Below are 23,766 nucleotides of genomic sequence, written 5' to 3' on the forward strand. Positions count from 1 at the left end.
TCAGCCCTTCAGCGGCACCTCGACGCAGATATGCGTGCCCACCGGGGCGTCGAGGATCACAAAGATGCCACCGGCCGCGTCCACCCTGGTTCGGTGTGACTCCAATCCGATGTGGCCCTCGCCGAGGCGGCGCGCCATGGTCTCTGCGTTGAAGCCCACCCCATCGTCGGTCACATTCAACACACATCTGCCGTCGGTGACCCCGAGCGTGACCGATGCGTGCCGAGCCTTCGAGTGGTGCACGACATTGGACAGCAGTTCGCGCACGGCACCGAAGACGATCCGGTCGATCTCGTCGCGGATCGGGTAATCGATGTCGGTACTGACCTCGATGCCCGACCGTCGCTGGGTGTAGGCGGCCAGTTCCTGCACCGCGGCACCCAACCCGGCCTGCTCCAGCACCGCGGGATGCAGTTCAAAAGTCGCCTGCCGCAAGCTCTGCGAGGCGATCTGAAGACCGGAGAGCGCACGCTCGACGCGTTCATCGCCGGGATAGGCGGCCCTGAGTTCGACGACCTCCTGCCGCACGGCCAGCACGTCTTGCAGGGGTCCGTCGTGAATGGATTCCGAAATGCGGCGCTGTAGCACGTCGGACGCGGTCATCGTCTGAGCCAGCAATTCCTCCCGCAACGCGCTCAGCCCAGCGATCGCGCGCGTGTGCCGCTCCTCCATCCGCACCGCCATATAGGCCGTGCCGCACAGGCACGCGTAAAGGGTGAACCGGAACAAGCACTCGGCAAGTCCGAATTCTTCCCGCATGAACGGATCTTCCAGCACCGCAACGAGAAACCCCGCCATCGAGCAGGCCAATACCACGGCCGCCCGCCGCGACGAGGTATCCAGGCCGATGAAGATGGGCAGCAGCATCATGATCAGCAACGGATCAATGCGGTCTGTGGACAACACCTGAAAGACCGTCAACGTTGCGACGTCCACGATGGTGAATGCGAATGGCTCGAGTCGGCCTATCCCGACCAAGCGCCCCCTCTGGAGCCATTGAAAGGGAGAAAACGCCCGGGCCAACGCAAACAGTGCGACAACTGCGTATAGGACGATCAACAGGGCTTGTTGCGGCCATTCATACCGCGGAGTGCCAATGATCATGGCCGCGATCATCAGCCCCACCACGCCGATCCGAATCACCGACGCGATCCGATACGAGCGCAGCTGGTGAATCCTGCGTACCCGGTGCAGCTCTGCGTCGCTGGTATCCGCCACGCGAACACAGTACTCATCTGTGCGCGCCCCTCCCGGGCTAAGCGGCAAAACCCCCATCAGGTTCTCCGCGGCGACAATCTGCGCTGGTGCGGCAAACCGCTACACTGACCGCCATGGCCGGCGCAGCAACGCCCGAGAAGGTCAGCGTCGTGGTCGGCGATGACCACCCGCTCTTCCGGGAAGGGGTGGTGCGCGCACTTGCGCTCAGCGGGGAGGTGAACGTCGTCGGCGAGGCAGACGACGGCACGCAAGCGCTGGAACTGATCAAGGAGCACCGACCCGACGTCGCGTTGCTCGACTTCCGGATGCCCGGCATGGACGGCGCCCAGGTGGCCGCGGCGGTGCGAAGCAACGACTTGCCCACCCGCGTGCTGCTGCTGTCCGCCCATGACGAGGCGGCCATCGTGTACCAAGCGCTGCAGCAGGGCGCGGCCGGCTTTCTGCTCAAGGATTCGACACGCACCGAGATCGTCAAAGCCGTGCTCGATTGCGCGAACGGGAACGACGTGGTGGCACCCTCTCTTGCCGGAGGCCTCGCCGCGCAGATTCGGCAGCGAGCCGAACCGTCGGCTCCTGTCCTGTCCGCTCGCGAGCGCGAGGTGCTCAATCGGATTGCGCGCGGTCAAAGCATCCCCGCGATCGCCGGCGAGCTGTTCGTCGCGCCGTCCACCGTGAAAACCCACGTGCAGCGGCTATACGAGAAGCTCGGGGTCAGCGACCGGGCGGCAGCTGTCGCCGAGGCGATGCGGCAAGGTCTGCTCAACTAGCGGCCGGCCAAACTTCGGGCTCCCGAATCGGCTCCGGCTGCTCTTCGGCCAACATCGCTTTGGCGTGGGCTTCGGCCTCGGCGACCAGGTGCCGGGCGCGGCGCTCCAGCTCGTAGAGGTGGCCGGCGCTGATGCCGGCGCCGATCAGGCGCTGCCTTTCGAAGACCAGTGGGTCGACCGAGGAGACGCCGTTCTTACGCTTCGTCATCGCCTGAACCAGCACGGGACCCCCACCCTCGCCCGCGCGTCGCACTGCCTCGGCGACCGAGTCACGAACCGCCTCAACGTCGTTGCCGTCGACAGAGAGCACCGGGATGCCGTGGCACTCGGCCGCGAAGCTGTCCTGACGGGCGTTCTCGACGACGAACACCACCGGAAGCTGCCAGGACACCGCGATGTGTGCGGCCTCGGCGAAGTCCGCGGATTTCACGTCACGAGTTTCCATGGCGCACAACGTAACCCGGCCGTCGTCGAGCAATTGCTTGCCGTAGGCATGTCCCACGGCCAGCAGCGGCGACTGCTGCAGAGCGCTTTGGGTTGCCGACAACCCACGAACCGACGCCACGAACGAACCGTCCTCGTCATCGTCTCGACCGAGGCCCGGTCCGGACAGCGCGGCGATGGCCGGACCCAGCGGGAGCGCGCAAGCGACCTGCTGAGCGTGCTGTAGATGAACGATGCCGGTGGTCATGACGTCACCCGGGCGAAGTGCCGCGGCGGTTCCGATGGCAACGGCCTCCTGGCCGAAGGCGGCCTGGACGGGCTGGTTGAGGCGACCGTCGATGCGCAACTCCTCCACCGCCATGTCGAGCAGGCGCAGGACCCACATTTGGCGGTACATCTCCACCTGGTCACGCAACCGTGCCGCGGACAGTTCGGGTGTGCGAGTCATCTTGCGGGTCTCCTTAACTCGTCGTGGATACAAGAGTTAAGTTAGGCCGCTCTAGCTGGCCAAACCTCCGCTGATCGGACCGGAATCCGGATGAAAGCCCGTTCCCCCGATCGGGGGACATACGAGCCTCAATCCCGGCCCTGACCTGCGCGTAACAGCAATCGTGCGGCGGCGGAGTACGGGTCGTCCTGGCCGTCGACCACCGACTGAGCGAGGGCGTCGAGGTCCGCCCGGGTCCGCAACTGGCTTTGGGCCAGGGACAGGATTTGAGCGCGGGCTCGCGCCACCCGACGCTCGCGGTTGTCGGTGCGGTGATGGTCGTCGATGACGGCGACGAGGTCGTCGACACCCTCACCTCGTGCGGCGATCAGGCTGACGATGGGCGCCTTGGTCTCAGCGCGCAGGTCCCGCACGGTCTGTTCGGCACCTTCGCGGTCGGCCTTGTTGACCGCGACGATGTCGGCGACTTCGAGCACCCCCGCCTTGGCGGCCTGGACGGCATCTCCCGCCCCGGGGTTGAGGATCACGACGGTGGGGTCGGCGACGGCGGCGATCTCGATCTCCGACTGCCCCACCCCCACGGTTTCCAGCAGCACCAAGTCGTAGCCGATCGCACCCAGCAGGCGGATGGCCGCCGGTACCGCGGCCGCCAAACCCCCGAGATGTCCGCGGCTTGCCACCGAGCGGATCAGCACGTCAGAGTCATTGATATGCGCGGCCATTCGAATGCGGTCACCCAATAGCGCCCCGCCGCTGAACGGCGATGACGGGTCGACGGCCAGCACGGCCACCCGGGCGCCGCGCTCGCGGTAGGCGCCGACGAGGGCCGCAACCGTCGTCGACTTACCCGCACCCGGCGGGCCGGTAATCCCGACGACACGCACCGTGAGAGCGCTTGCCGGGCCGATGCCGGCCAGCACCTCGTCGCGCTGGTCGCCCTCCACGAGACTGAGCAGCCGACCTGTCGCGCGCTGGGATCCGTTGCGCGCTGCGGCAATTAGATCGGCGACCGTCATGACGACATCATGGAGCCGGCACCTCGATCGCAGCTTTGGGCACGGGTCTCTCCAATTCAACCGGCACGATGCGGGGCTTCGAGAGCCGCCCACAACTTAGTGAGAACGCTATTCTCTCATTCGGAGAGTCTCAGCTGAAAGGGGGTCGCCGACGCGAGTCCTCCCCGAATCCGCGACTCGGCAATTACGTCGCTGGTTGCAGCCTCGCGGCGGCATTCACGAGCGGACTACGATTTCGTGCCATCCGCGGGCACTGCTCTTTCAGACGTAGGGAGGCGGCGGGCAGCCATGACGCAATCAGAGGGGACCATCGCGGTTCCGGGCGGAAAAGTGTGGTTCAAACGCGTCGGCGGTGGGGCGGGTCTTCCCGTGCTGGTGATTCACGGCGGGCCCGGCCTACCGCACAACTATTTGCTGTCGGTGCAACGCCTGGCCGATGAACGCGAGGTCATTTTCTGGGACCAGCTTGGCTGCGGGAATTCGGAGTGCCCGTCGGACACCACACTGTGGACGATGGACCGCTCGGTCGCCGAGGTGGACGCCGTCGTCGGCGCACTTGGCCTGGAACGCTTTCACGTCTTCGGCAACTCGTGGGGCGGCATGCTGGCCCAGCAGTACCTGCTCGACGTACCGTCGACCGCGGTCAGCCTGACCATCTCGAACAGCATCGCGTCCATTCCCGCGTTCTCGGAGATGGTGGCGCGGCTCAAGCGCGACTTGGACCCGGACACTCAATCCGCCATCGACCGCCACGAGGCCGCCGGCACGACGCACTCCCCCAAATACCAGGACGCGATCCGCACCTGGAATGAGACGTATCTCTGCCGCGTCCACCCGTGGCCGCCAGAACTTCAGGACGCGTTCATCCGCATGGGTGCCGAAGTCTTCGAAACGATGTTCGGCCCCAGCGACTTTCGCATCGTCGGCAACGTCAGCAACTGGGACGTATTCGACCGATTGACCGAGCTCGACCTGCCTACCCTCGTCGTAGCGGGCAGGTACGACGAATGCGACCACGAGCACATGTATGCCATGCATCGGCGCATCAAAGGCTCGCGGTTCGAGTTGTTCGAGTCGAGCTCGCACATGCCGTTCATCGAGGAACCCGCATTGTTCGACGAGGTGATGCGCGACTTCCTGGGCCAGCACGACGATTGAGACCGGACGCGACGGCCGTTGTCGCTGGTGAACGGACAAGGTGACCGACACCACACGCGACGCGCCGATTAAAACGTTGTCCCGCCGGTCCGTTCGGGTACGGGAGTTTAGACCAGTAACTTCTCACGAAGGGGGCTCCGTTATGAGTGACCGCGACAATGGACTCGTGGAGGGCATCCGGGGTGTCATCGAGGACGCCATCGGAAAGACCAAGGAGATCGTTGGCATTCTGATCAGCCACGAAGGTCTCCGCAAGGAAGGCCGCGCCCAGCAGGACAAGGCCAAGGCACAGCGCGACGTGGCCAAGAAAGAGGCCCAGGCCGAGGCCGCTCGCGGTGCGGAGAAGACCGCCGAGGCCCGCGAAAAGGCTGCGGCCAAGAGCTGATCACGCCTGTGGCGAAGAACTGAGTCGCGGTTGCGGCTCAGTTCTTCGCGGCGTTGAACTTGGCGACGTTGGCCCGGAAGTCCTCGGTCAGGAATGACTGACTCTCGGCCGAGAGGGCGTAGTCCAGGCTGGCCAGCACCGCCCGCTCCAGGTGAATGTTGAGCACCCGCTTAGTGCTTTCGACCGCCTGCTGCGGCAGCTCCAAAATCTTTTGGGCGCAAGCGATTGCCTCGGTGAGCGGGTCGGCGGCCACGTGGTTGGCCAGGCCGAGTTCGACGGCGCGCTGCGCCTTGATACGAGTGCCGGTCAACGCGTACTCCTTGGCCAGCAGCAGGCTGATGTGCAGCGGCCAGGTCAGCGGGCCGCCGTCGGCGGCGACCAAACCGACCTGCACGTGCGGATCGGCGAGGTAGGCATCCTCGGCGATGTAAACGAGGTCGCTCAGGGCGACCAGGCTGCAGCCCAGCCCCACGGCCGGCCCATTCACCGCCGCTACCACCGGAATTCGGCATCGCGCCATACCCAGTACGATTTCGCGGCCGTCGCGAATGGTCTTGGCCCGCAGGTCCGCATCGTTCGCGAGCTCTTCGAGGTAGCCGAAGTCACCGCCGGCCGAGAATGCTCTGCCGGCACCGGTGATCACCGCGGCGCGGGCGCCCGCATCGTCGGTTAACCGCTGCCATATCCGCGCCAGCCCGGAGTGCAGGTCGTCGTTGACCGAGTTCAGCGAGTCCGGCCGGTTCAGCGTGATGATCCGCAGCGCACCGTCGGCACGGACGTCGATCTCAGCAGGCATGTCGTACACGTCAGACTCCCAATCCCAAGATGCGCGAAGCGATGATGTTTTTCTGGATCTGTGATGTCCCGCCCATGACGCTCTGCGCGCGGCTGTATAGGTAGGCGCTCAGCAGGTCTGGGTCGCGGGTTCCGGCGACCGCCAGCGCGGCGTGGCCCACGGATTGTTCGACCCAGGTCATCAGCAGCTTGTCCAGTGAGCCTTCCGAGCCGTGCGACACCCCGTCCAGCTGCTCGGACAGCCGCCGCCGCACGTGGTGGGTCAACATGTCCGACTGAACAGCGGCCCAGGCCAGCTCTTCGGATACGTCACCCTCGTTGCGCGCCAATAGTTCTCGGACAAGCTTGCCGTATCGCGCTGCGTAGCCGAGGGTCGAGGGCTCACGTTCGTGTCCGACCACGGTCATCGCAACGGCCCAGCCGTCACCGGCAGCACCGACCATCCGATCCGCCGGCACCGTGGCGCCGTCGAAGAACACCTGGCCGAATTCGTTGGTGACGCCGTTCATCATCTGCAACGGGCGTTGTTGCACGCCAGGCTGTTTCATAGCGATCACAAACGCCGACAAACCCCGGTGTCGCTTCGCGTCGGGATCGGTGCGGGCCAGCAGCAAACACCAGTCCGCGACGTCGGAGTAGCTGGTCCAGATTTTGTGTCCGTGGACGACGTAGTTGTCGCCGTCTCGGGTCGCGGTGGTGGTCAGCGACGCCAGATCCGAGCCGGCTCCAGGTTCGCTGAAGCCCTGACACCAGCGCTCGGTGCCGTTGATGATGCCGGGCAGAAAGCGCTTGCGGACCTCATCGCTGGCGTGCTCACCGATGCCATACACCAGATAGCCGACGCTGGGCCGCGGCGGAGCGCCCGCCCGGACCAACTCCTCGTCGACGATGACGTCGTATACCGGCGCCAAATCCTGCCCACCCCAATCGCGTGGCCACGACAGGCCGAAAAACCCGTTCTCGTAGAGGGCACGATGCCAGTCGGCCATCCGCGCCCAGTACTCGTCGCCCGATCCGGAGAATTCCTCGGCGTGCGCCGACAGCCAGCTGCGCAGCCGCTCGCGGAAGGCGGCCTCGTCGGGTGAGTCACGAAAGTCCAAGATCGATCTCCTTCAACGGGACGGGCCACAGCTCCGTCGATGTCAGAGCGCGGCGCAGGTAGACGTGCACAATGCACTCCCAGGTATTGCCGATACCGCCGAATACCTGAACCGCGGTCTCACACACGGTTCGGGTGGCACGCGCGCAGTAGACCTTCGCGATCTGCGCGGCACGAATGGCTTCGGCCGGCTCCAGTTCGTCGACTCCCCACGCGGCATGGCGCAGCACGCTGACCGAACCCTCAATCAGGGCAAGGCTTTCCGCCAGCAGGTGGGCGATGGCCTGATATGAGCCGATCTGCTTGCCGTACTGTTCACGAATTTTGGCGTAGTCACACGCGACGGCGTTTGCGCCCCGGGCGATTCCGACCAGGTCTGCCGTCGTGGTGACCAGCGCGAGCGCGTACCACCGGGCCGCGGCGTCGTCCGTCAGCTCGCCGAGCTTCTCGGCAGAGCCACCCAATTCGGCCTCGGCTCTGGTCAAGTCGGCACCGGCACGCGCCGCACCGGGGTCTGTGGCCAGCACCGTGGTGCCCGACAGCGATAGAACGCGCCGGGCGCCGCGCGCGTCGATCGCGCGGTCGCCGACGGCCACTGTCGCGTCGGAGGCGTCGGCGCCGGTGCGGTGGGCCAGGTCGTCGGCCAGCAGCGGTCCAAGAAACGGGGTGTCGACCAGCCGGCGGCCGAATTCCTCGGCGACGATCGCGACTTCGACGCCAGAGGCCCCGTCGGAGCGTAGCGACCTCCAGCCCGTTGCCGCAATCTGCTTGTCTAGCCTGGTGATTCGGCTGTCGTCGGCGAGGTCGGCAACCGTGGCCGGCCCGAGATCGTCGGCCAGCTTCGCAGCGGCATCACGCAACTGTTGCTGTTCAGCTGTCAGACGTACATCCATAGCGCTCCTTCAGCACTCGGCGCAGCACCTTGCCCGACGGCAGGCGGGGAATATCGGGTACGAACACGACCCTGCTCAGATGTTTGTAGGACGCCAGCTTCTCATCCACCCGGGCGGTGAGATCGGCGGCATCGACGGGGGCCCGGGTGGCGACCGCGGCGACGACGGCTTCCCCGTTGATCCCGTCCGGAACGCCGAACACCGCACAGTCTTTGACGGCCGGATGCCCGTGCAACACCGTCTCGATTTCGGCCGGCGCGACCTGGAAGCCGCGCACCTTGATCATCTCCTTGAGGCGGTCGGTGATCCGCAGCCAACGATCGGCGTCGAGCCAGCCGACGTCCCCGGTGCGATACCAGCCATCGCACACCACCTCGCCGGTCGCCGCGGCCGGCAGGTAGCCGGCCATCAGCGAGCTTGACCGCGCCTGGATCTCACCGACTTCGCCCGCGCCGACGGGCTGGCCGGTCTCCAGCGAGACGACCCGCACCTGGACCCCCGGCACCGGGCGCCCGACCGTGTCGAGCCGGGCGCTGTCCAGCCGATTGCAGGCAATGACAGGCAGTTCCGTGGTGCCGTAGGCCGGGACCCATCCGACGCCGGTGCGCCGTGTCACGGACTCGGCGACGCTGACGCTGACCGGCGTCGCGCCCCACATGATGTAGCGCAGTGACGACAGGTCGTATGACTCGAGCCTCGGGTGCGAGGCGATGGCCAGTGAGATGGGCGCAACTGCCATTTCGATTGTGATGCGGTCTTTTTCGATGTGATAGAGCATCGAGTCGACGTCGAAGCGGCGATGCAGGCGCAGCCAGGCGCCGGTGCGCAGCGCGGTGACGATATTCAGCAGACCGAGGATGTGCGACGGCGGCGTGGCAACCTGGATGCGGTCCCGAAGGGTGAGTTGCAGAGCGTCGCGCCAATGCCGCACGGCCGCGGTCAATGTGGCATGGGTGTGCCGGACCGCCTTCGGCAGGCCGGTGGTACCCGAACTGAACACCAGCACCGCATCGGCGCGCGGCAGAGACGACATCGGCATCGGCTCGGCGGGAGCGACCGGATCGTCCAGGTGCAGCATCGGCATCAGCCCGGCCAGCACCGGATGGTCCCCGACGGCGTGGCCGGGATCGGTCAGCGACAACGCGTGATCGACCTCGTCGTGCTTCCACGCGGGACTGATCAGCACCGCCGTCGCGCCCAGCCGCCAGATCCCGAGCAGGACGGCGACGAACTCCGGACGGTTCGACGACATGACGGCCACCCGCTGGCCCGCGGCGACACCGCTTTTGGCCAGGGCCGCGGCCAGACTGTTGGCCATCGTGTCGAGCTCGGGCAGGCTAAACTGCCGGTCCTCAAACACGAGCGCGGCCGGCTCGGTCACGTCCTGTCCTTCCCCGCAGGCCAGGTTGACCCGACATCGGCGCAGTAGAGAAGATGCTATCGGCTAGTGAGAATAGTATTCTCTATACTGAAGAACGCAAGTACGGTCGGGGGCGGCAAAGGTTGGAACCCGAAGCGTTCCAGCGCGCGGCGGTCGCCGCGACGATCGAGGAGACTCCAAGGGTGGCAGATCCCACATCGAACGGCGCCGAGCCCGGCACGGTGACGATCTTCCTGGAACGCAAGAAGGCGTCGGTGCCGTTAGTGCCCGGCGAGACGCTCCTGGAAAGCGCGCGACGGGCCGGCCTGGATCCCCCGTTCAACTGCGAGGCCGGGAACTGTGGCACCTGCATGGCCCGCCTCGAGACCGGGCACGCGACGATGCGGATCAACGACGCTCTCGACGACGACGAAGTGGACGAAGGCTACATTTTGACGTGCCAGGGCGTACCCGATTCGGATTCGGTCACGGTGCGCTACGAATAGTCACGAAAGAGGTGGCGACAATGGCTAAAGGCATCATCCTGGTGGAGAGTCGACCCAGTTCCCCGGAACGCGACCAGGAGTACAACACCTGGTACGACGAAGTCCATCTGCCTGAGCTCGTCGCTCTCGACGGATTCGTCTCGGCGCGGCGGCTGCGTCCGGTCAACGGGGACGGCCCCTATGTGGCCATCTACGAGATCGAGGGCGACGACCTGCAGGCCGTCCTGGACAACATGATCGCCAGCGCCGGGCAGCTGACGATGTCGGATGCTTTGCTGCTTGATCCCGCGCCGGTCCCCCGGCTGCTGTTGACGACGACCGAGTGCGATGGCTAGCGCTGTCTGGGAAGGAATTCCGTATGGATGTCGATGACCTGATCCTGGTGAGCATTGACGACCACGTCGTCGAGCCGCCGGACATGTTCTTGCGCCACGTGCCCGCCAAGTACAAGCCCGAGGCGCCGATCGTCGTGGTCGACGACAAGGGCGTCGACCAGTGGATGTACCAGGGCAGGCCGCAGGGCGTGAGCGGGCTGAATGCCGTGGTGTCGTGGCCGGCCGAGGAATGGGGTCGCGATCCGGCCGGTTTCGCGGAGATGCGTCCCGGCGTCTACGACGTCCACGAACGCGTTCGGGACATGAACCGCAACGGCATCCTCGCGTCGATGTGCTTCCCGACGTTCACCGGCTTCTCCGCGCGGCATCTCAACATGCACCGCGAGGAGGCGACGCTGGTGATGGTGTCGGCCTACAACGACTGGCACATCGACGAATGGGCCGGGTCCTACCCGGACCGGTTCATCCCGATCGCCATCTTGCCGACGTGGAACCCGGAGGCGATGTGCGCCGAGATCCGGCGGGTGGCGGCCAAGGGCTGCCGGGCGGTGACGATGCCGGAATTGCCGCACCTGGAAGGGCTTCCGAGTTACCACGACGAGGATTACTGGGGCCCGGTGTTCCGGACGCTCTCCGAGGAGAACGTGGTGATGTGCCTGCACATCGGCACCGGATTCGGGGCGATCAGCATGGCGCCCGACGCACCGATCGACAACATGATCATTCTGGCCACCCAGGTGTCGGCGATGTGTGCGCAGGATCTGCTGTGGGGCCCCGCGATGCGCAACTATCCCGACCTGAAGTTCGCCTTCTCCGAGGGCGGCATCGGCTGGATCCCGTTCTACTTGGACCGCAGCGACCGTCACTACACCAACCAGAAGTGGCTGCGCCGCGACTTCGGCGACAAGCTGCCCAGCGATGTGTTCCGCGAGCATTCGCTGGCCTGCTACGTCACCGACAAGACGTCACTGAAGCTGCGCCACGAGATCGGCATCGACATCATCGCCTGGGAGTGCGACTACCCGCACTCGGACTGCTTCTGGCCCGACGCGCCGGAGCAGGTGCTGGCCGAGCTGAACGCCGCCGGCGCCGACCACTCCGACATCAACAAGATCACCTGGGGCAACGCCTGCAAGTTCTTCAGCTGGGACCCGTTCGCCCGCACCGCCCGCGACCAGGCGACAGTTAAGGCTTTGCGCGCCAAGGCGACTGACGTGGACGTGTCCATCCGGCCACGGGCCGAGTGGGCGCGGCTCTACGAGGAGAAGCAGGCCGCCGTAGCGCGGTAGCCCGCTGCAGACGCCGAAGGTCGACTTATTGTTCGGAATCCGCGATTTTGGCGCAACGACTCGACTTTCGGTCCCAACGCTTTTCGGGAGTCCTCGACGATCGAGTCAGCCATGGTGTCGCTCATTCGTCGAAGTAGTGGCCGGCGTCCAGGTCTTCGAGCAGGCCCGCCCGTTCCGGCTGCCAGTCGAGCACCTTCTGCGTCAAGGCGCTCGACGTCGGATTGTCCAGTGCCGCAAACAGCGCGAGGAAACCGAAATGGCCGGCTTCGTCGGCCGGGATGCTGACCACCGGGACGTTCAAGTGTCGGCCGATCACCGCGGCGATCTCCCGGAATGGCACCCCCTCGTCGGCGACACCGTGCAAACGTGTTCCGGGAGGCGCCTTTTCGAGCGCCAGCCGGTACAGGTGGGCGGCGTCCAGCGTGTGGACCGCTGGCCAGCGGTTGGCCCCGTCGCCGATGTAGGCGGACTTGCCCGCGTCCCGGGCGGTGCCGATGAGGTGGTGGGCGAAGCCGTGGTGGTCCAAGTCGCTGTGGACCAACGGAGAAAGCCGGATCACGGACGATCGCACCCCCGCGTCGGCCAGCGCGATTACCGCGTTCTCCGAGTCGACCCGCGGTCCGCTGGGCAGTGTGTCCTGTTCGGTGCCGAAACCACCCTGCCCCAACATCGAGAGCAGCAGCGTGCCCGAGGTGCTGACGAAGGGCCGGTCGGACCCGATGAGCGCCTCCCCGATTGCCCGTACAGCGCGCAGGTCGGTCTCGGCCGCACCCAGGAAGTCGTCGAAGTCGTGTTTGAACGCGAGGTGAATGACGCCGTCGGAGGCCGCGGCGGCGTCTCGCAAGCCGTCGAGGTCGTCGAGGTCACCCCGGTGCACCCTGACGCCCTTCGCCGCGAGCGCGGCGGCGGACTCGTCGGAGCGCGCCAGTCCAGTGACTTGATGCCCGGCTTGAGCGAGTTCGTCGACGACGGCCGAACCGATGTGTCCGCTCGCGCCGGTCACAAAGACATGCATGGGTGATCCCTTTCGTCGCTCCATATTCGCGACTTCAAGTCAAGGAGCGCGCGGACTTCCTGTCCAAGGCCTGTTTCATATGGCGCGATACTGAATCAGCATCACCGCACGTTATGGGGCTAATAGATGCAAAGTTCCTTCGCGTGGATGGTTACACTTCACGCATGACCGATTCGGTGTCGCCGGTGATCGATCTCGACCTGCGGCTGGTCGGATACTTCGTCGTGGTCGCAGAACAGCGACACTTCGGCCGGGCCGCGAGCGCGCTGCGGGTCGCCCAGCCGTCGTTGAGCCGTCAGATCCGCCGACTCGAGCAGCAGCTGGGAGTTCGTCTGCTGGACCGCACGCCGCAGGGCACCCGGCTGACGGGGGCCGGGGAGGTGTTCCTGCCGCGAGCAAAGGCCCTACTGCGTTCGGCCACGCAAGCCGCCGCGCAAGCCCGGGCCGCCGCCCAGCCCAGCCGCATCGCGATCGGATACACGACCGGGATGATCGTCACCCCCGCGGTGCGCGAGATGCGTCGCGAACATCCCGATGCCGACGTGCAAGTGTCGCACCTGGATTGGGGCCAGGCCCTTGACGCCCTACTGGGTCACCGGGTGGACGCCGTCGTCACCCGGTTACCGTTTCCGACCGACGGGCTGCACGTGACGATCCTCTATGACGAGCCACGGGTACTGGCGGTGCCCGTCGACCACCGCCTGGCGGGCCGCGATTTCGTGACCCTCGACGACATCGCCGACGAGCCGATGCCGCGGGTGCGCAACTCCGACCCGGCCTGGAGCGCTTACTGGCGGATCGATCCCCGTCCCGACGGGCGGCGGGCGCCCGATGGACCATTCATCGACGCGCTCGAGGACAAGTTCGAAGTCATCGCCTCCGGACAGGCGGTGGCCATCACGGCCGGCTTCCACGGCAACGCGCTGCGACCCGACATCACCACGGTGCCACTGCAAGGCGTCGAGCCCTGCCGCGTCGTCTTGGCAACGCGCGCCGGGGATCGCAACCGGCTGGTGGCGGCGTTCCGCAAGCTGGCCGAAGCGCACCTCACCGCCCCGGCCCAGGCGTAACTGCGCTCACTCCGGCAGCTCCGGAGGCGGCCGATAGTCGGGCTGGTACCCGGAGACATGGATCGGGCTGCCGATGAGGCGGAAATCCCCTGCCGTCACAATCACTTCCGGCGTCGCCTCGAGCGCTTCGGGCAGGGTCCGCACGGCCGCCGCCGGAACACCCAGCGGGCGCAGTCGTCGTTCCCATCCGGCGGCGCTGTCGGTTGCCAGCATCGCCGTGACCACCGCCAGCACTTCGTCACGGCGAGCGACTCGCTCGGCCATCGTTTCGAACCCCCCGATGCCCGCTTCCGCGGCAAACGACTTCCAGAAGCCGTCGTGCGTGATGAACAGCGCCAGATACCCCTCGGCGGTCGGGAACAGTTGCGCCGGAACGTAATACGAGTGGGCTCCGTACGGTCGGCGCTGCGGTTCGACGCCACTGTTGAGGTAGGCCGACGCGTGATAGTTCAGTTGCGACAGCATCACGTCGCGCAGCGACACATCAACCTGCCCACCGGTTCCGGAGATGATCTTGGCCAAAAGTCCCAGTGCCGCGGTCATTCCGGTGGAGTTGTCGGCCGAGGAGTAGCCGGGCAGCGTCGGCGGGCCATCCGGGTCGCCCGTCAACGCGGCGGTGCCGACGCCGGCCTGCACCACGTAGTCGAAAGCCGGGTCGTCGCCGCCGTACAGGCCGAAGCCAGTGATCGCGACGCAGACGATCCGCTCGTTGTGCCGTCGCAGCGCGTCGTAGGTGAGCCCGAGCCGACGGATGGCAGAGGGCTTCAGGTTCACCAGCAACGCATGCGCTTGACCGACCAGTTCACCCAGGCGTTGCTGTCCTGCATCGGAATTCAGGTCCAGCGTGATGCTGGACTTGTTGCGATTGAGGCTGGCGAAGTAGGTGGCGCCGACGCTGCGGGAGATCTCGCCGCCGGCGGGCTCGATCTTGATGACCTCGGCACCGAGATCGGCGAGCAGCATGGTGGCGTACGGACCCGCCAGCATGGTGCCGACTTCGAGGATGCGTATCCCCGCCAGTGGCCCGGTATTGTTGTCGGTCAACGCAATTCCGCTGCGAGTGATGCGATCACTTCGCGGGTGCGGCGCTTGGAGGCGACCAACTCGTCGCGGTTGTCGCCAATGGGCAACAGCCGCACCGACAGGTCGGTTACGCCGGCGTCGGCGAACCGCCGCATCCGGGCGAGGATCGCTTCCTCGTCGCCGGCCGCACACAAATCGCCGACATCGCGCGCGTCGCCGCGATCGAGCAGGCGCTGGTAGTTGGGCGAAACCTCGGCCTCGCCCAGGATCCGGTTGGCCCGCTCTTTGGCCTCGTCGACGCGTGAAGGCGCACACAGGCATACCGGGATACCCGCGATGATCCGGGGCGCCGGACGACCGGCGTCCGCAGCGGCCTTGGTGATCTTCGGTGCGATGTGATCACCGATCGCGCGCTCATCGGCCATCCACAGCACGGTGCCGTCGGCGAGTTCGCCGGCGATCTGCAGCATCACCGGCCCCAGCGCGGCGACCAGGACCGGCATCGGGGTATCGGCTCCAATCGCCATCGGGTTGTGCACGGTGAACGAGTCATTCTCGACGTCAACCGATCCCGGCCCGGCGATAGCGGCGTTGAGCACCTGCAGGTAGTCGCGGGTGTAGGCGGCCGGCTTCTCGTAGGGCAAGCCGAGCATATCGCGGATGATCCAGTGATGCGACGGTCCCACCCCCAGCGCCAGGCGCCCGCCGGCCACCGCATGCGTCGAAAGTGCCTGGCGAGCAAGCGCAATCGGATGCTGAGCCTGCAGCGGTACCACCGCGGTACCCAGCTCGATGCGTGAGCTGTGCGCGGCCATCAACGACACCATGGTCAGGCAGTCGAAGTCGTTGGGCACCTGCGGCATCCACGCGGTGTCCAGACCCGCGGATTCGGCCCATTCGATATCCGAGACCAGCTTGTCCACCTTGCGGGTCATATCGCCACGCTCGGCGCCGATCATCACTCCGACGCGCATGTTTCCTCCGTGGCAGTGCCGGTCAGTGAGCGGATTTCGCGTACCAGGTTGTCGAGCGGTGTGCCGGTGGGGAATACGGCGGCGGCGCCTGCGGAGAGCAGCTTGGGCACGTCGGCGTGCGGGATGGTTCCCCCGACGACGACGGCGATGTCAGCGGCATCGGCGGCGCGCAACGCTTCGACGGTTCGGGCGGTGAGTGCCAGGTGTGCACCCGACAAGATGCTCAGCCCGACGACGGCGACGTCCTCCTGGACCGCGATCGACGCGATGTCTTCGATGCGCTGCCGAATGCCGGTGTAGATGACCTCGAATCCGGCATCGCGCAGGGTACGGGCGACGATTTTGGCGCCACGGTCGTGTCCGTCGAGGCCCGGTTTCGCGACCAGGATTCTTACCGCCATTCAGAACACCACCGGTTGCTGGAATTCGCCCCAGACCGCCTTGAGTGCGGAAACCATTTCCCCGACCGTGCAGTAGGCGTTGGCACAGTCGATCAACTTGTGCATCAGGTTGTCGTCTCCCTCGGCGGCACGCGACAAGGCTGCAAGACTGGATTGCACTGCGGCCGAGTCTCTTTCGGCCTTGATCTTGGACAGCCGCTTGAGCTGCAAATCACGCCCCTCGGCGTCGAGCTCGTAGGTGACGACATCGTGTTCGGGCTCCTCGGTCACGAACCGGTTGACCCCGACGACCGGTCGCGTACCGGCTTCGACGTCGCGATGCAAGTTGAAGGCTTCGTCAGCGATCAGGCCCTGCAGGTACCCGTCCTCGATGGCATGGACCATGCCGCCGTGCCGCTCGAGGTCGGACATGATCTCGATGATGCGTTGCTCGGTGGCGTCGGTCAGCGCCTCCACGAAATACGAGCCGCCCAGCGGGTCGGCGACGCTGGCGACGCCGGTTTCGTGCGCCAGGATTTGCTGGGTGCGCAGCGCCAGCGTCGTGGTCTCCTCGGTGGGTAGGGCGAACGGCTCGTCCCAGGCCGCGGTGAACATCGACTGGACCCCGCCCAGCACCGCGGCCATCGCCTCGTAGGCCACCCGGACGATGTTGTTGTGGGCCTGCGGCGCGTATAGCGATGCGCCACCACAGACGCAACCGAAACGGAACATCGCCGCCTTGGCCGTCGTAGCTCCGTAACGCTCGCGCACGATGGTCGCCCAACGGCGCCGTCCCGCACGGTATTTGGCGATCTCTTCGAAGAAATCACCGTGGGTGTAGAAGAAAAACGAGATCTGTGGGGCGAACTGGTCGATCGTCATCCGGCCGCGCTGCACCACGGTGTCGCAGTAGGTGACCCCGTCGGCGAGGGTGAAGGCCATCTCCTGCACCGCGTTGGCGCCGGCATCGCGAAAGTGCGCTCCGGCCACCGAAATGGCGTTGAACCGCGGAACCTCGGCCGCGCAGAACTCGATGGTGTCGGCGATCAGCCGCAGCGACGGTTCCGGCGGCCAGATCCAGGTTCCGCGCGAGGCGTATTCCTTGAGGATGTCGTTCTGGATGGTGCCGGTGAGCTTCGCCCGCGGAATCCCTTTCTTCTCGGCGGCAGCGACGTAGAAGGCCAGCAGGATCGCCGCCGTCCCGTTGATCGTCATGCTCGTGCTGAGCGTGTCCAGCGGGATGCCGTCGAACAAAATCTCGAAGTCGGCCAGGGTGTCGACCGCGACGCCGACCCGGCCGACCTCCTCACCGAACTCGGGGTCGTCGGAGTCGTACCCGCATTGCGTGGGCAGGTCGAGCGCCACCGACAGCCCGGTCCCGTCTTGTTCCAGCAGGTAGCGGTATCGACGGTTGGATTCCTCGGCGGTGCCGAAGCCGGAGTACTGGCGGAAAGTCCACAACTTGCCGCGATAGCCGGACGCGAAGTTGCCCCGGGTGAAGGGGAACTCTCCGGGCGCCGGAGGCTCCGCGCCCCTATCCGCCGGCCCGTATACGGGCCGCAGCGGGATGCCAGAGGGAGTGTGGGCCGTATTATCCATCGATGAATAACGTACTTGCAAAAAAAGAGAATGCCAATACCGCGTGTTGACCAGGTCAAATACGTAACTGGGCTGCACATTCACCATCGCGGCAGTGGCAACATGGCCGACGGCGACAAGTTGGCCGGGTCGTCGCGCAGCGCCGAGATCATGGCCGACGCCGCCGTCGAGATCGTCTCCCGGCCCGCTGCCCAAGCCACCGGCAATTGCTACTCAATTCCGACGTCCTGCAATCCGCCGGTGTCACCGACCTGTCTGGCATGGCGGCGGCGAGCAGCCGATACCCGACCCGTTCCTCGATTAACAACTAAGCTGCTGGGCGCACCGACCGCCGACTACCCCGACGAGGTCGAAATGACGGTTTCCCGGCCATCGGCAGCCGATATCGACGCTGCTGCACAGCATTTCGGCTTTCACCTGAACGCCGAGGAACGACCGGGCTACCTCGCAGCCGTTGAGCAGACGTTGGCCTCTTACGACGTGGTCGACGCGCTCTACGACGAATTCGCACGTCCGCAAGTGCCAGAACGCGCATACGACTTCCCGCAGCCGGCCGATAACCCACTGGGCGCCTGGTACGTGACCACCAAGATCACTTCCGGCGCGCACGGCCCGCTGTCGGGACGGTCGGTAGCGATCAAGGACAACATCGCGGTTGCCGGGATTCCGATGATGAACGGATCGCGGGCGCTGGAGGGCTATCTCCCCGGGCGCGACGCGACGGTGGTCGAGCGGCTGCTGGCCGCCGGCGCCACGATCGCGGGTAAGAGCGTCTGCGAGGACCTGTGCTGTTCGGGCTCCAGCTTCACATCGGCCTCCGGGCCGGTGCGCAATCCCTGGGATATCGATCGAGAGACGGGCGGATCGTCCAGCGGCAGTGCAGCATTGGTGGCCAGCGGCCAGGTCGACCTCGCCATTGGGGGCGATCAGGGCGGCTCCATCCGGATCCCCGCTGCACTGTGCGGCATCGTCGGGCACAAGCCGACGCACGGATTGGTCCCCTACACCGGCGCCTTCCCGATTGAGCGAACCGTCGATCACCTCGGCCCCATGACACGCACCGTCGCCGACGCTGCGGTCATGCTCACGGTGCTGGCCGGAGCCGACGGAAACGACCCGCGCCAGTCCACGAACCCGGCGGCGGTCGACTATCGGGCCGCGCTCAGCGGCGAGGTGACCGGTTTGCGGGTGGGCATCCTGCTGGAAGGATTCGGATGGCCCGGTTCGCCGCCGGCGGTAGACGACGTGGTCCGATCGGCAATCCGGCGATTCGGCGAAATGGGCTGCAATATTGGCGAAGTCAGTGTGCCCTGGCACCTCAGCGCCCTGCATATTCTTGCCGTCATCCTCACCGACGGTGGCACCACGCAGATGTTGGACGGCAACGGGTACGGGTCCGGCGTGAAGGGATACTACGACCCAGAACTCATGGCGCACTTCGCCACACAGCGAGTTGCCAAGGCCGATGAACTCTCCGGCGCGGTCAAGGTCGCCGCGCTGACCGGCCACTACGGGCTGCACACGCTGGGTGGAGCGTCGTATGCCAAAGCGCGCAATCTGATACCGCGGGTCAGTGCGGCCTACGACGAGGCGCTGGCGCGTTACGATGTGCTGGCGATGCCCACCGTGCCGGGTCTCGCCAATGTGCTGCCCCAAGGCAGTCCGCGAGACGTCGCCCTGATCCCACGGGCCATGGGTAAAGCCTTCAACACCGGGCCGATGGATATCACCGGCCATCCGGCGATCTCGGTGCCGGCCGGCCTGGTCGACGGGCTGCCGGTAGGAATGATGCTGGTGGGCAAGCACTTTGACGACGCCACCGTGCTCAGGCTCGCCGACGCGTTCGAATCACTGGGCGGCGGCTTTCCGGTGGCACCGGCATTGAGGTCATAAATTCATGCGCGGCAGATGATTTCGCCGTGCGGGATCGCCAGCCAACCGTCTTCGGCGGCAGCCCACTGCCGCCATGCCGCCGAGATCTCCTCGAGCTGCGCGGTGGTGGCCAGGCCGAACCGCAGTATGTCACTGGCGATGCCAGAGTGCAGGATACGGTCGGCCCACATGCCGCCCCACCATTGGCGGGCCTCGGCCGTGGCATAGCACCAGAGGCTACCCGTAGGCGTGACGTCGTCGAAGCCAGCTTCCAGCGCCCAGGACAGCAGCCGCCGGCCCGCGTCGGGCTCACCGCCGTTGGCCCGCGCGGCCTGCTGGTAGATATCACGCCAAAAGTCCAATGCGGCAAGGCGTGGATACCAGATGAACCCCGCGTAGTCGGCATCTCGCGCCGCGACTATGCCCTCGGGCGCACATACCCGGCGCATCTCACGTAACGCCCGTACCGGATCGGCGACGTGCTGCAGCACCTGGTGCGCGTGCACGACATCGAACGTGCCGTCGGCGATGTCGAGCTGCTCGACGTCGGCGGTCGCGAACGAGACGTTGGACAGGTTGTGTCGCTGCGCCTCCGCGCGGGCCACGTCGAGGACGTCGGCGAATTGGTCGATGGCCGTGACCAATCCGGGCGCCACGAGGTCGGCGAGGTCGGCGGTGATCGTGCCGGGGCCGCAGCCCACGTCGAGCAACGACTGCCCGGGCTTGAGGTACGCCAGCAAGTAGCCGGCGGAATCCTGCGCCGTGCGCCGCTGATGACTACGCAGCACCGACTCGTGATGTCCGTGCGTGTAAGTGGCCCGGTCGTTCATCGCGCAAGCCTAACGACCTTCGGCCATATTGTGAAACATGTATCTCACTATATGAGACGACTAGTCGACCGGGACATCGAGAATCGGGCGGTCGACGCCGGCCCCGGGACCGTCGAAGTGCCACCACTCACCCGAGTACGGGGACAATCCGCCGTACTTCATCGCGTCGCGCAACCGGGCCCGATTCGCCTGGGCGTCCGCGCTGACTCCCTGAGTGGCGAATGCCGTTGCGCGCGGAGTGAAGTCGTCGAAGTCGGTGCCCATGTCGGCCAGGCACAGCCCGCCGGCGTGACGTTCCGGTGGGCACTGTGGTTGCACGCTGGTGAATGTCACGTCCACCGAACGTCCCGACTCATGGCTGTGCGCATACGGGCCCGGCCGTGCCACCCAGGCCGGGTTGGGAACCACGTTGAACATCCGGACCTGGACGTCGTGCGGACGGTAGCAATCCCAGAACACCAGTAGATGCCCTTGGGGGCGTAGTGCCGACGCGGCGGTCGCGAGGCCCGCAGACATGGATTGATGCACCAGACATCGGGCGTCGGAGGGATACAACTGCGTGCCGGTGAAATTGTTGGTCGTCGCGTAGCGCAGATCGATGATCGCGTCGGGAACGACGGTGCGAATGTCGACGAAACCGGCCGCGCGCGCCGCGTCGCTGACGGGTGGCACGTCGGGACTCGCGTGTGCGGTTACGGCTCCGAACAGGGCGACCAGGCCGACGGCTGTCGCAACCGACAGGACCAGGCGCATACATCGCATCCAGCCATTGTCGCGGCTGGTGGTCGATTAACCCGGTAGGACGACGGTGGAAAAACGCCGAAGATTAATGCGAAGGGGAAATCATCAACAAAAAGCTTGCGCTCATCGACAGTGTGAGGTGGATTGCAGCCATCGCCGCATGTGATTTGCCTAACTGTCTGATAATTATAGGCGCCGTCGTTCACTAATCTTGATACGTTCTGAGCTATATCTTTGGCAAAAATTAAGCGTCAGGAAGTCAATGCGAAGAAGTATCGCGCTGTTGTGCGTTGGCGCCAATATGCTTGCGTCCGCGACATTCTGGGGCGCAACGGGAGTTGCGACCGCGGACTCCAGTTCGGGTGGCTCCTTCGTCCCGCTGACCCCGAAATTCCGGGCGTGCGACTTCACCTGGGCGGTTAATGTGCCCACGATGGGCAAGGGCAGCGGCCAGGCCGTCATCAGCAGAGCGGCGTCCAACAAGGTCGTCGCGCAGGTGCAACTGATTGCCGCCGAGCCAGGAGCCCATTACAACGTCAGGTTGATTCAGTCGCCCCGGACTTCGGCAGGTTGCGGAGCCGGCGACGTCGGAGTCAGCGCCGGCGGCCTGGACACCGACGGCAGCGGGGCGGGCACGACGACACTGGAAGCCCCGCTCGCCGCGAATTCCACCGGCGTATGGGTTTTCGTTGACCGCCCTTCGCCGCACTCGCAGACACCGATTGACTTCTACACCTCGGAAATAGTCACGCCGATCTAGCGGCCTTTTAGTCCGCCGCGGTGAACTCGATGTGCAGCTCGGTGAGCCCGGGCGGCACGAATGTGGAACCTGTGGATATCAGCAACGCCGTGCTGTTCCTGGCCTCCGATGAATCCCGTTACATCACAGCTCTTCCCGTGACCGTCGACGCCGGGAGCATGCTCAAGTAAGCGCGGTCGCTAGCCTGGAGTTCATGGCTCCCAAAGTGGCGACCGCGGATGTGGTCAGTCTCGCCGATCTTCTCGAGTTCATCCGGGCGCGACACAAGATGCTGCTGACCACCTTCCGTTCGGACGGGTCGTTGCACACCTCTCCGGTGACCGGTGGCGTGGACGAGCAGGGCCGCATCGTGGTCGCCAGCTATCCGCAGCGCGCCAAAAGTGTGAACATCCGCCGCACCCCGTCGGCGAGCGTGCTCGTCCTCTCCGACGACTTCAACGGACCCTACGTGCAAGTCGATGGGGACGCCGAAGTCATCGACTTACCCGACGCAGTGGAGTTGCTCGTCGACTACTTCCGGGTGATCGCAGGAGAACACCCGGACTGGGACGACTACCGCCGCGCCATGGTCGATCAGGGCAAGTGTCTGATCCGCGTCACGCCGCGCCGCTGGGGTCCGGTGGCCACCGGCGGTTTCCCGCCGAAGTAGGCGCTCAAGCCGACTCGGGTACGTACACGCCTTGTCCCTGGGCCAATTTTTCCAGGGTGTCGTAGGCCATCCAGACGAATCCCTTTTGGCCCCACCGTCTTCCCCAGCTGTTCTGAATCCGGACCGCGCCGGTGGTATTCGGGTATGCGTCGTCGTAGCCGACGATGAGCATCACATGACCGGATTTTTTGCCGTCGCGGTCGTGACTCACGTTTCCATTCCCGACATACGGCGACGGCTGGCCGCGGTAGTGCGGAAAGTCCGTGTAGAGCGAGGTGCCGAAGGCGATCGGCACGCCGGACGCGATGACCGTACGGACATTGTTCAATCCGTCCGCCCCGGTGATGTGCGTCAACTTGTACTCGGGGATGCGGAAGCGGGGATCCGGCGGGATTGGCTGCGAGCCGTACTGCGACCATTCCACTCCGCACGTCGCCTTGGACCCCGGCTTGCGGTTCGGGGCGGCAGCCAGGGACGGCGTGCCGCCGTTGGATTGAAGCCATTCCAGGCACTTCGTGATTTGGCCACCGTGACAAGTGTTTTCGGGCGTTTTATTCGCGATTTCGTATCGAATGTAGGCGTAGTCGGGTCCGGCCAGATGGTCGGGACTGGTTGGTGGGATGCGGCTTTTGCGGGCCGCATAGAACGTCGCGAGGCCGTATACGGAAGCCCACACGAAGCAATTCGGCATGGTTTGCCGCCCCACCGGCGGCAGCCACTCGTCCGGGACATGCGCGGCCGGCGGCACTTCGCCCCGGTGCGCGGGCTTTTCCGTTTTCCCGGGTTCTGCGGAATCCGGATCGTAGCCATAGGAGGTGAGATCGGCCGGTTCTTCGCTCTGGTTCTCGATTTGATCGGCGGCTTGCTCGTGCCCGCTGCACGAGGACAATGCCACGGCTAAGGCGCCGGCCGCCGACAAGCTCAGCACCGAACGCCTGCTGATCCTTGGATTCACGCGTACTCCTGGGTCAAGGCGGCGGAGTTTGCCGACGACGCCTCATAACCTAATTGCGCCGGCCCGTGCTCGCCCGGCGTGACAGAACCCGCTTACTCGAGGCGGGCGGTGCACACCACGCCGGGGTACCACCAGCTGCCATGATGGTGCGCGATGCGGTTAGGGAGGTAGCGGTGCGAAACACG

The 23,766-nt window shown here is 65.7% G+C and carries 26 protein-coding genes; 11 read left to right on the forward strand and 15 right to left on the reverse strand.

The genetic code is table 11. The features are described 5' to 3' along the window. The gene (locus AAHS21_RS29875; protein ID WP_342930988.1) at positions 1-1,218 is read right to left on the reverse strand and encodes an ATP-binding protein; all 1,218 of its coding nucleotides are present in this window, start codon (positions 1,216-1,218) and stop codon (positions 1-3) included. A 113-nt stretch (positions 1,219-1,331) separates the two neighbouring features. On the opposite strand from AAHS21_RS29875, the gene AAHS21_RS29880 reads away from it, so the two are divergent. Continuing rightward, a complete protein-coding gene (locus tag AAHS21_RS29880) occupies positions 1,332-1,985 on the forward strand; it encodes a response regulator transcription factor (RefSeq protein ID WP_096290117.1) in 654 nt (217 codons plus the stop codon). Here AAHS21_RS29880 and AAHS21_RS29885 read toward each other — a convergent pair. Together AAHS21_RS29885 and meaB are read right to left on the reverse strand one after the other, a co-directional pair. Further along, positions 1,978-2,877, reverse strand: a complete 900-nt coding sequence (locus tag AAHS21_RS29885; RefSeq protein ID WP_342930989.1) for a thiamine pyrophosphate-dependent enzyme — start codon at positions 2,875-2,877, stop codon at positions 1,978-1,980. The two genes, AAHS21_RS29880 and AAHS21_RS29885, sit on opposite strands and share 8 nt — an antisense overlap. Before the next feature lie 128 nt (positions 2,878-3,005). Next, entirely contained in the window at positions 3,006-3,893 is an 888-nt protein-coding gene (gene meaB / locus AAHS21_RS29890) for a methylmalonyl Co-A mutase-associated GTPase MeaB (RefSeq protein ID WP_342930990.1), read from the reverse strand. Positions 3,894-4,181: 288 nt separating this feature from the next. Between meaB and AAHS21_RS29895 the strand changes: the two genes are divergently transcribed. Together AAHS21_RS29895 and AAHS21_RS29900 are read left to right on the forward strand one after the other, a co-directional pair. Next, on the forward strand, positions 4,182-5,051 hold the full coding sequence (locus tag AAHS21_RS29895) for a proline iminopeptidase-family hydrolase (protein ID WP_342930991.1): 870 nt from the start codon (positions 4,182-4,184) through the stop codon (positions 5,049-5,051). A 142-nt stretch (positions 5,052-5,193) separates the two neighbouring features. After that, positions 5,194-5,436 carry a general stress protein CsbD gene (locus AAHS21_RS29900; protein WP_036471567.1) on the forward strand — a complete coding sequence of 81 codons (243 nt, stop codon included), beginning with the start codon at positions 5,194-5,196 and terminating at the stop codon, positions 5,434-5,436. Between the two features lie 37 nt (positions 5,437-5,473). Here the strand turns inward: AAHS21_RS29900 and AAHS21_RS29905 are convergent, their stop codons facing one another. The 4 genes from AAHS21_RS29905 to AAHS21_RS29920 are packed head-to-tail and all read right to left on the reverse strand — an operon-like array spanning position 5,474 to position 9,604. Then, positions 5,474-6,241, reverse strand: a complete 768-nt coding sequence (locus AAHS21_RS29905; protein WP_342930992.1) for an enoyl-CoA hydratase/isomerase family protein — start codon at positions 6,239-6,241, stop codon at positions 5,474-5,476. Between the two features lies 1 nt (position 6,242). Beyond that, the gene (locus AAHS21_RS29910; RefSeq protein WP_342930993.1) at positions 6,243-7,331 is read right to left on the reverse strand and encodes an acyl-CoA dehydrogenase family protein; all 1,089 of its coding nucleotides are present in this window, start codon (positions 7,329-7,331) and stop codon (positions 6,243-6,245) included. Next, positions 7,318-8,223, reverse strand: coding sequence for an acyl-CoA dehydrogenase family protein (locus AAHS21_RS29915; protein WP_342930994.1), 906 nt, complete (start codon positions 8,221-8,223; stop codon positions 7,318-7,320). Before AAHS21_RS29915 ends, AAHS21_RS29910 begins: the two co-directional genes overlap by 14 nt. Then, positions 8,201-9,604, reverse strand: coding sequence for an AMP-binding protein (locus AAHS21_RS29920; protein WP_342930995.1), 1,404 nt, complete (start codon positions 9,602-9,604; stop codon positions 8,201-8,203). The genes AAHS21_RS29915 and AAHS21_RS29920 overlap by 23 nt, the downstream gene beginning before the upstream one ends. A 164-nt stretch (positions 9,605-9,768) precedes the next feature. Here AAHS21_RS29920 and AAHS21_RS29925 point away from each other — a divergent pair, with 164 nt between their 5' ends. The 3 genes from AAHS21_RS29925 to AAHS21_RS29935 are packed head-to-tail and all read left to right on the forward strand — an operon-like array spanning position 9,769 to position 11,713. Beyond that, the gene (locus AAHS21_RS29925; protein ID WP_342931017.1) at positions 9,769-10,089 is read left to right on the forward strand and encodes a 2Fe-2S iron-sulfur cluster binding domain-containing protein; all 321 of its coding nucleotides are present in this window, start codon (positions 9,769-9,771) and stop codon (positions 10,087-10,089) included. A 20-nt stretch (positions 10,090-10,109) separates the two neighbouring features. Next, positions 10,110-10,424 (forward strand): hypothetical protein, encoded by a 315-nt coding sequence (locus AAHS21_RS29930; protein WP_342930996.1) that lies wholly within the window; start codon positions 10,110-10,112, stop codon positions 10,422-10,424. Positions 10,425-10,447: 23 nt separating this feature from the next. After that, a complete protein-coding gene (locus AAHS21_RS29935; protein WP_342930997.1) occupies positions 10,448-11,713 on the forward strand; it encodes an amidohydrolase family protein in 1,266 nt (421 codons plus the stop codon). A gap of 121 nt (positions 11,714-11,834) precedes the next feature. Here AAHS21_RS29935 and AAHS21_RS29940 read toward each other — a convergent pair whose 3' ends face one another. Next, positions 11,835-12,728, reverse strand: a complete 894-nt coding sequence (locus AAHS21_RS29940; protein ID WP_342930998.1) for an SDR family oxidoreductase — start codon at positions 12,726-12,728, stop codon at positions 11,835-11,837. A 164-nt stretch (positions 12,729-12,892) separates the two neighbouring features. Here AAHS21_RS29940 and AAHS21_RS29945 point away from each other — a divergent pair, with 164 nt between their 5' ends. Continuing rightward, positions 12,893-13,798: a LysR family transcriptional regulator gene (locus tag AAHS21_RS29945; RefSeq protein WP_342930999.1), complete on the forward strand. Its 906-nt coding sequence runs from the start codon at positions 12,893-12,895 to the stop codon at positions 13,796-13,798. Between the two features lie 6 nt (positions 13,799-13,804). Here the strand turns inward: AAHS21_RS29945 and AAHS21_RS29950 are convergent, their stop codons facing one another. The 4 genes from AAHS21_RS29950 to AAHS21_RS29965 are packed head-to-tail and all read right to left on the reverse strand — an operon-like array spanning position 13,805 to position 17,774. Then, positions 13,805-14,842: a CoA transferase gene (locus tag AAHS21_RS29950; RefSeq protein ID WP_342931000.1), complete on the reverse strand. Its 1,038-nt coding sequence runs from the start codon at positions 14,840-14,842 to the stop codon at positions 13,805-13,807. Then, on the reverse strand, positions 14,839-15,795 hold the full coding sequence (locus tag AAHS21_RS29955) for an LLM class F420-dependent oxidoreductase (RefSeq protein ID WP_342931001.1): 957 nt from the start codon (positions 15,793-15,795) through the stop codon (positions 14,839-14,841). The genes AAHS21_RS29950 and AAHS21_RS29955 overlap by 4 nt, the downstream gene beginning before the upstream one ends. Continuing rightward, on the reverse strand, positions 15,780-16,196 hold the full coding sequence (locus AAHS21_RS29960) for a cobalamin-dependent protein (RefSeq protein WP_342931002.1): 417 nt from the start codon (positions 16,194-16,196) through the stop codon (positions 15,780-15,782). Before AAHS21_RS29960 ends, AAHS21_RS29955 begins: the two co-directional genes overlap by 16 nt. Beyond that, positions 16,197-17,774 carry a methylmalonyl-CoA mutase family protein gene (locus tag AAHS21_RS29965; protein ID WP_342931003.1) on the reverse strand — a complete coding sequence of 526 codons (1,578 nt, stop codon included), beginning with the start codon at positions 17,772-17,774 and terminating at the stop codon, positions 16,197-16,199. It lies immediately after the preceding gene. A 354-nt stretch (positions 17,775-18,128) separates the two neighbouring features. Here AAHS21_RS29965 and AAHS21_RS29970 point away from each other — a divergent pair, with 354 nt between their 5' ends. Next, positions 18,129-19,667, forward strand: coding sequence for an amidase (locus AAHS21_RS29970; RefSeq protein WP_342931018.1), 1,539 nt, complete (start codon positions 18,129-18,131; stop codon positions 19,665-19,667). A 2-nt stretch (positions 19,668-19,669) separates the two neighbouring features. Here AAHS21_RS29970 and AAHS21_RS29975 read toward each other — a convergent pair whose 3' ends face one another. Both AAHS21_RS29975 and AAHS21_RS29980 read right to left on the reverse strand, forming a co-directional pair. Beyond that, on the reverse strand, positions 19,670-20,476 hold the full coding sequence (locus AAHS21_RS29975) for a methyltransferase domain-containing protein (RefSeq protein WP_342931004.1): 807 nt from the start codon (positions 20,474-20,476) through the stop codon (positions 19,670-19,672). 60 nt (positions 20,477-20,536) lie between these two features. After that, complete coding sequence (locus AAHS21_RS29980; RefSeq protein ID WP_342931019.1) at positions 20,537-21,229, reverse strand: M15 family metallopeptidase; 693 nt, start codon at positions 21,227-21,229, stop codon at positions 20,537-20,539. A gap of 250 nt (positions 21,230-21,479) precedes the next feature. Between AAHS21_RS29980 and AAHS21_RS29985 the strand changes: the two genes are divergently transcribed. The 3 genes from AAHS21_RS29985 to AAHS21_RS29995 are packed head-to-tail and all read left to right on the forward strand — an operon-like array spanning position 21,480 to position 22,626. Continuing rightward, entirely contained in the window at positions 21,480-21,977 is a 498-nt protein-coding gene (locus AAHS21_RS29985) for a hypothetical protein (protein ID WP_342931005.1), read from the forward strand. A gap of 20 nt (positions 21,978-21,997) precedes the next feature. Continuing rightward, positions 21,998-22,147 (forward strand): SDR family oxidoreductase, encoded by a 150-nt coding sequence (locus AAHS21_RS29990; RefSeq protein WP_342931006.1) that lies wholly within the window; start codon positions 21,998-22,000, stop codon positions 22,145-22,147. A gap of 23 nt (positions 22,148-22,170) precedes the next feature. Further along, positions 22,171-22,626, forward strand: a complete 456-nt coding sequence (locus AAHS21_RS29995; RefSeq protein WP_342931007.1) for a PPOX class F420-dependent oxidoreductase — start codon at positions 22,171-22,173, stop codon at positions 22,624-22,626. 4 nt (positions 22,627-22,630) lie between these two features. On the opposite strand, the gene AAHS21_RS30000 is transcribed toward AAHS21_RS29995, so the two are convergent. Further along, complete coding sequence (locus AAHS21_RS30000; RefSeq protein ID WP_342931008.1) at positions 22,631-23,581, reverse strand: C1 family peptidase; 951 nt, start codon at positions 23,579-23,581, stop codon at positions 22,631-22,633. Positions 23,582-23,766: the final 185 nt, after the last annotated feature.

Origin of the sequence: Mycobacterium sp. 050272 (genome assembly GCF_039023525.1) — a bacterium.
Taxonomy (GTDB): Bacteria; Actinomycetota; Actinomycetes; order Mycobacteriales; family Mycobacteriaceae; genus Mycobacterium.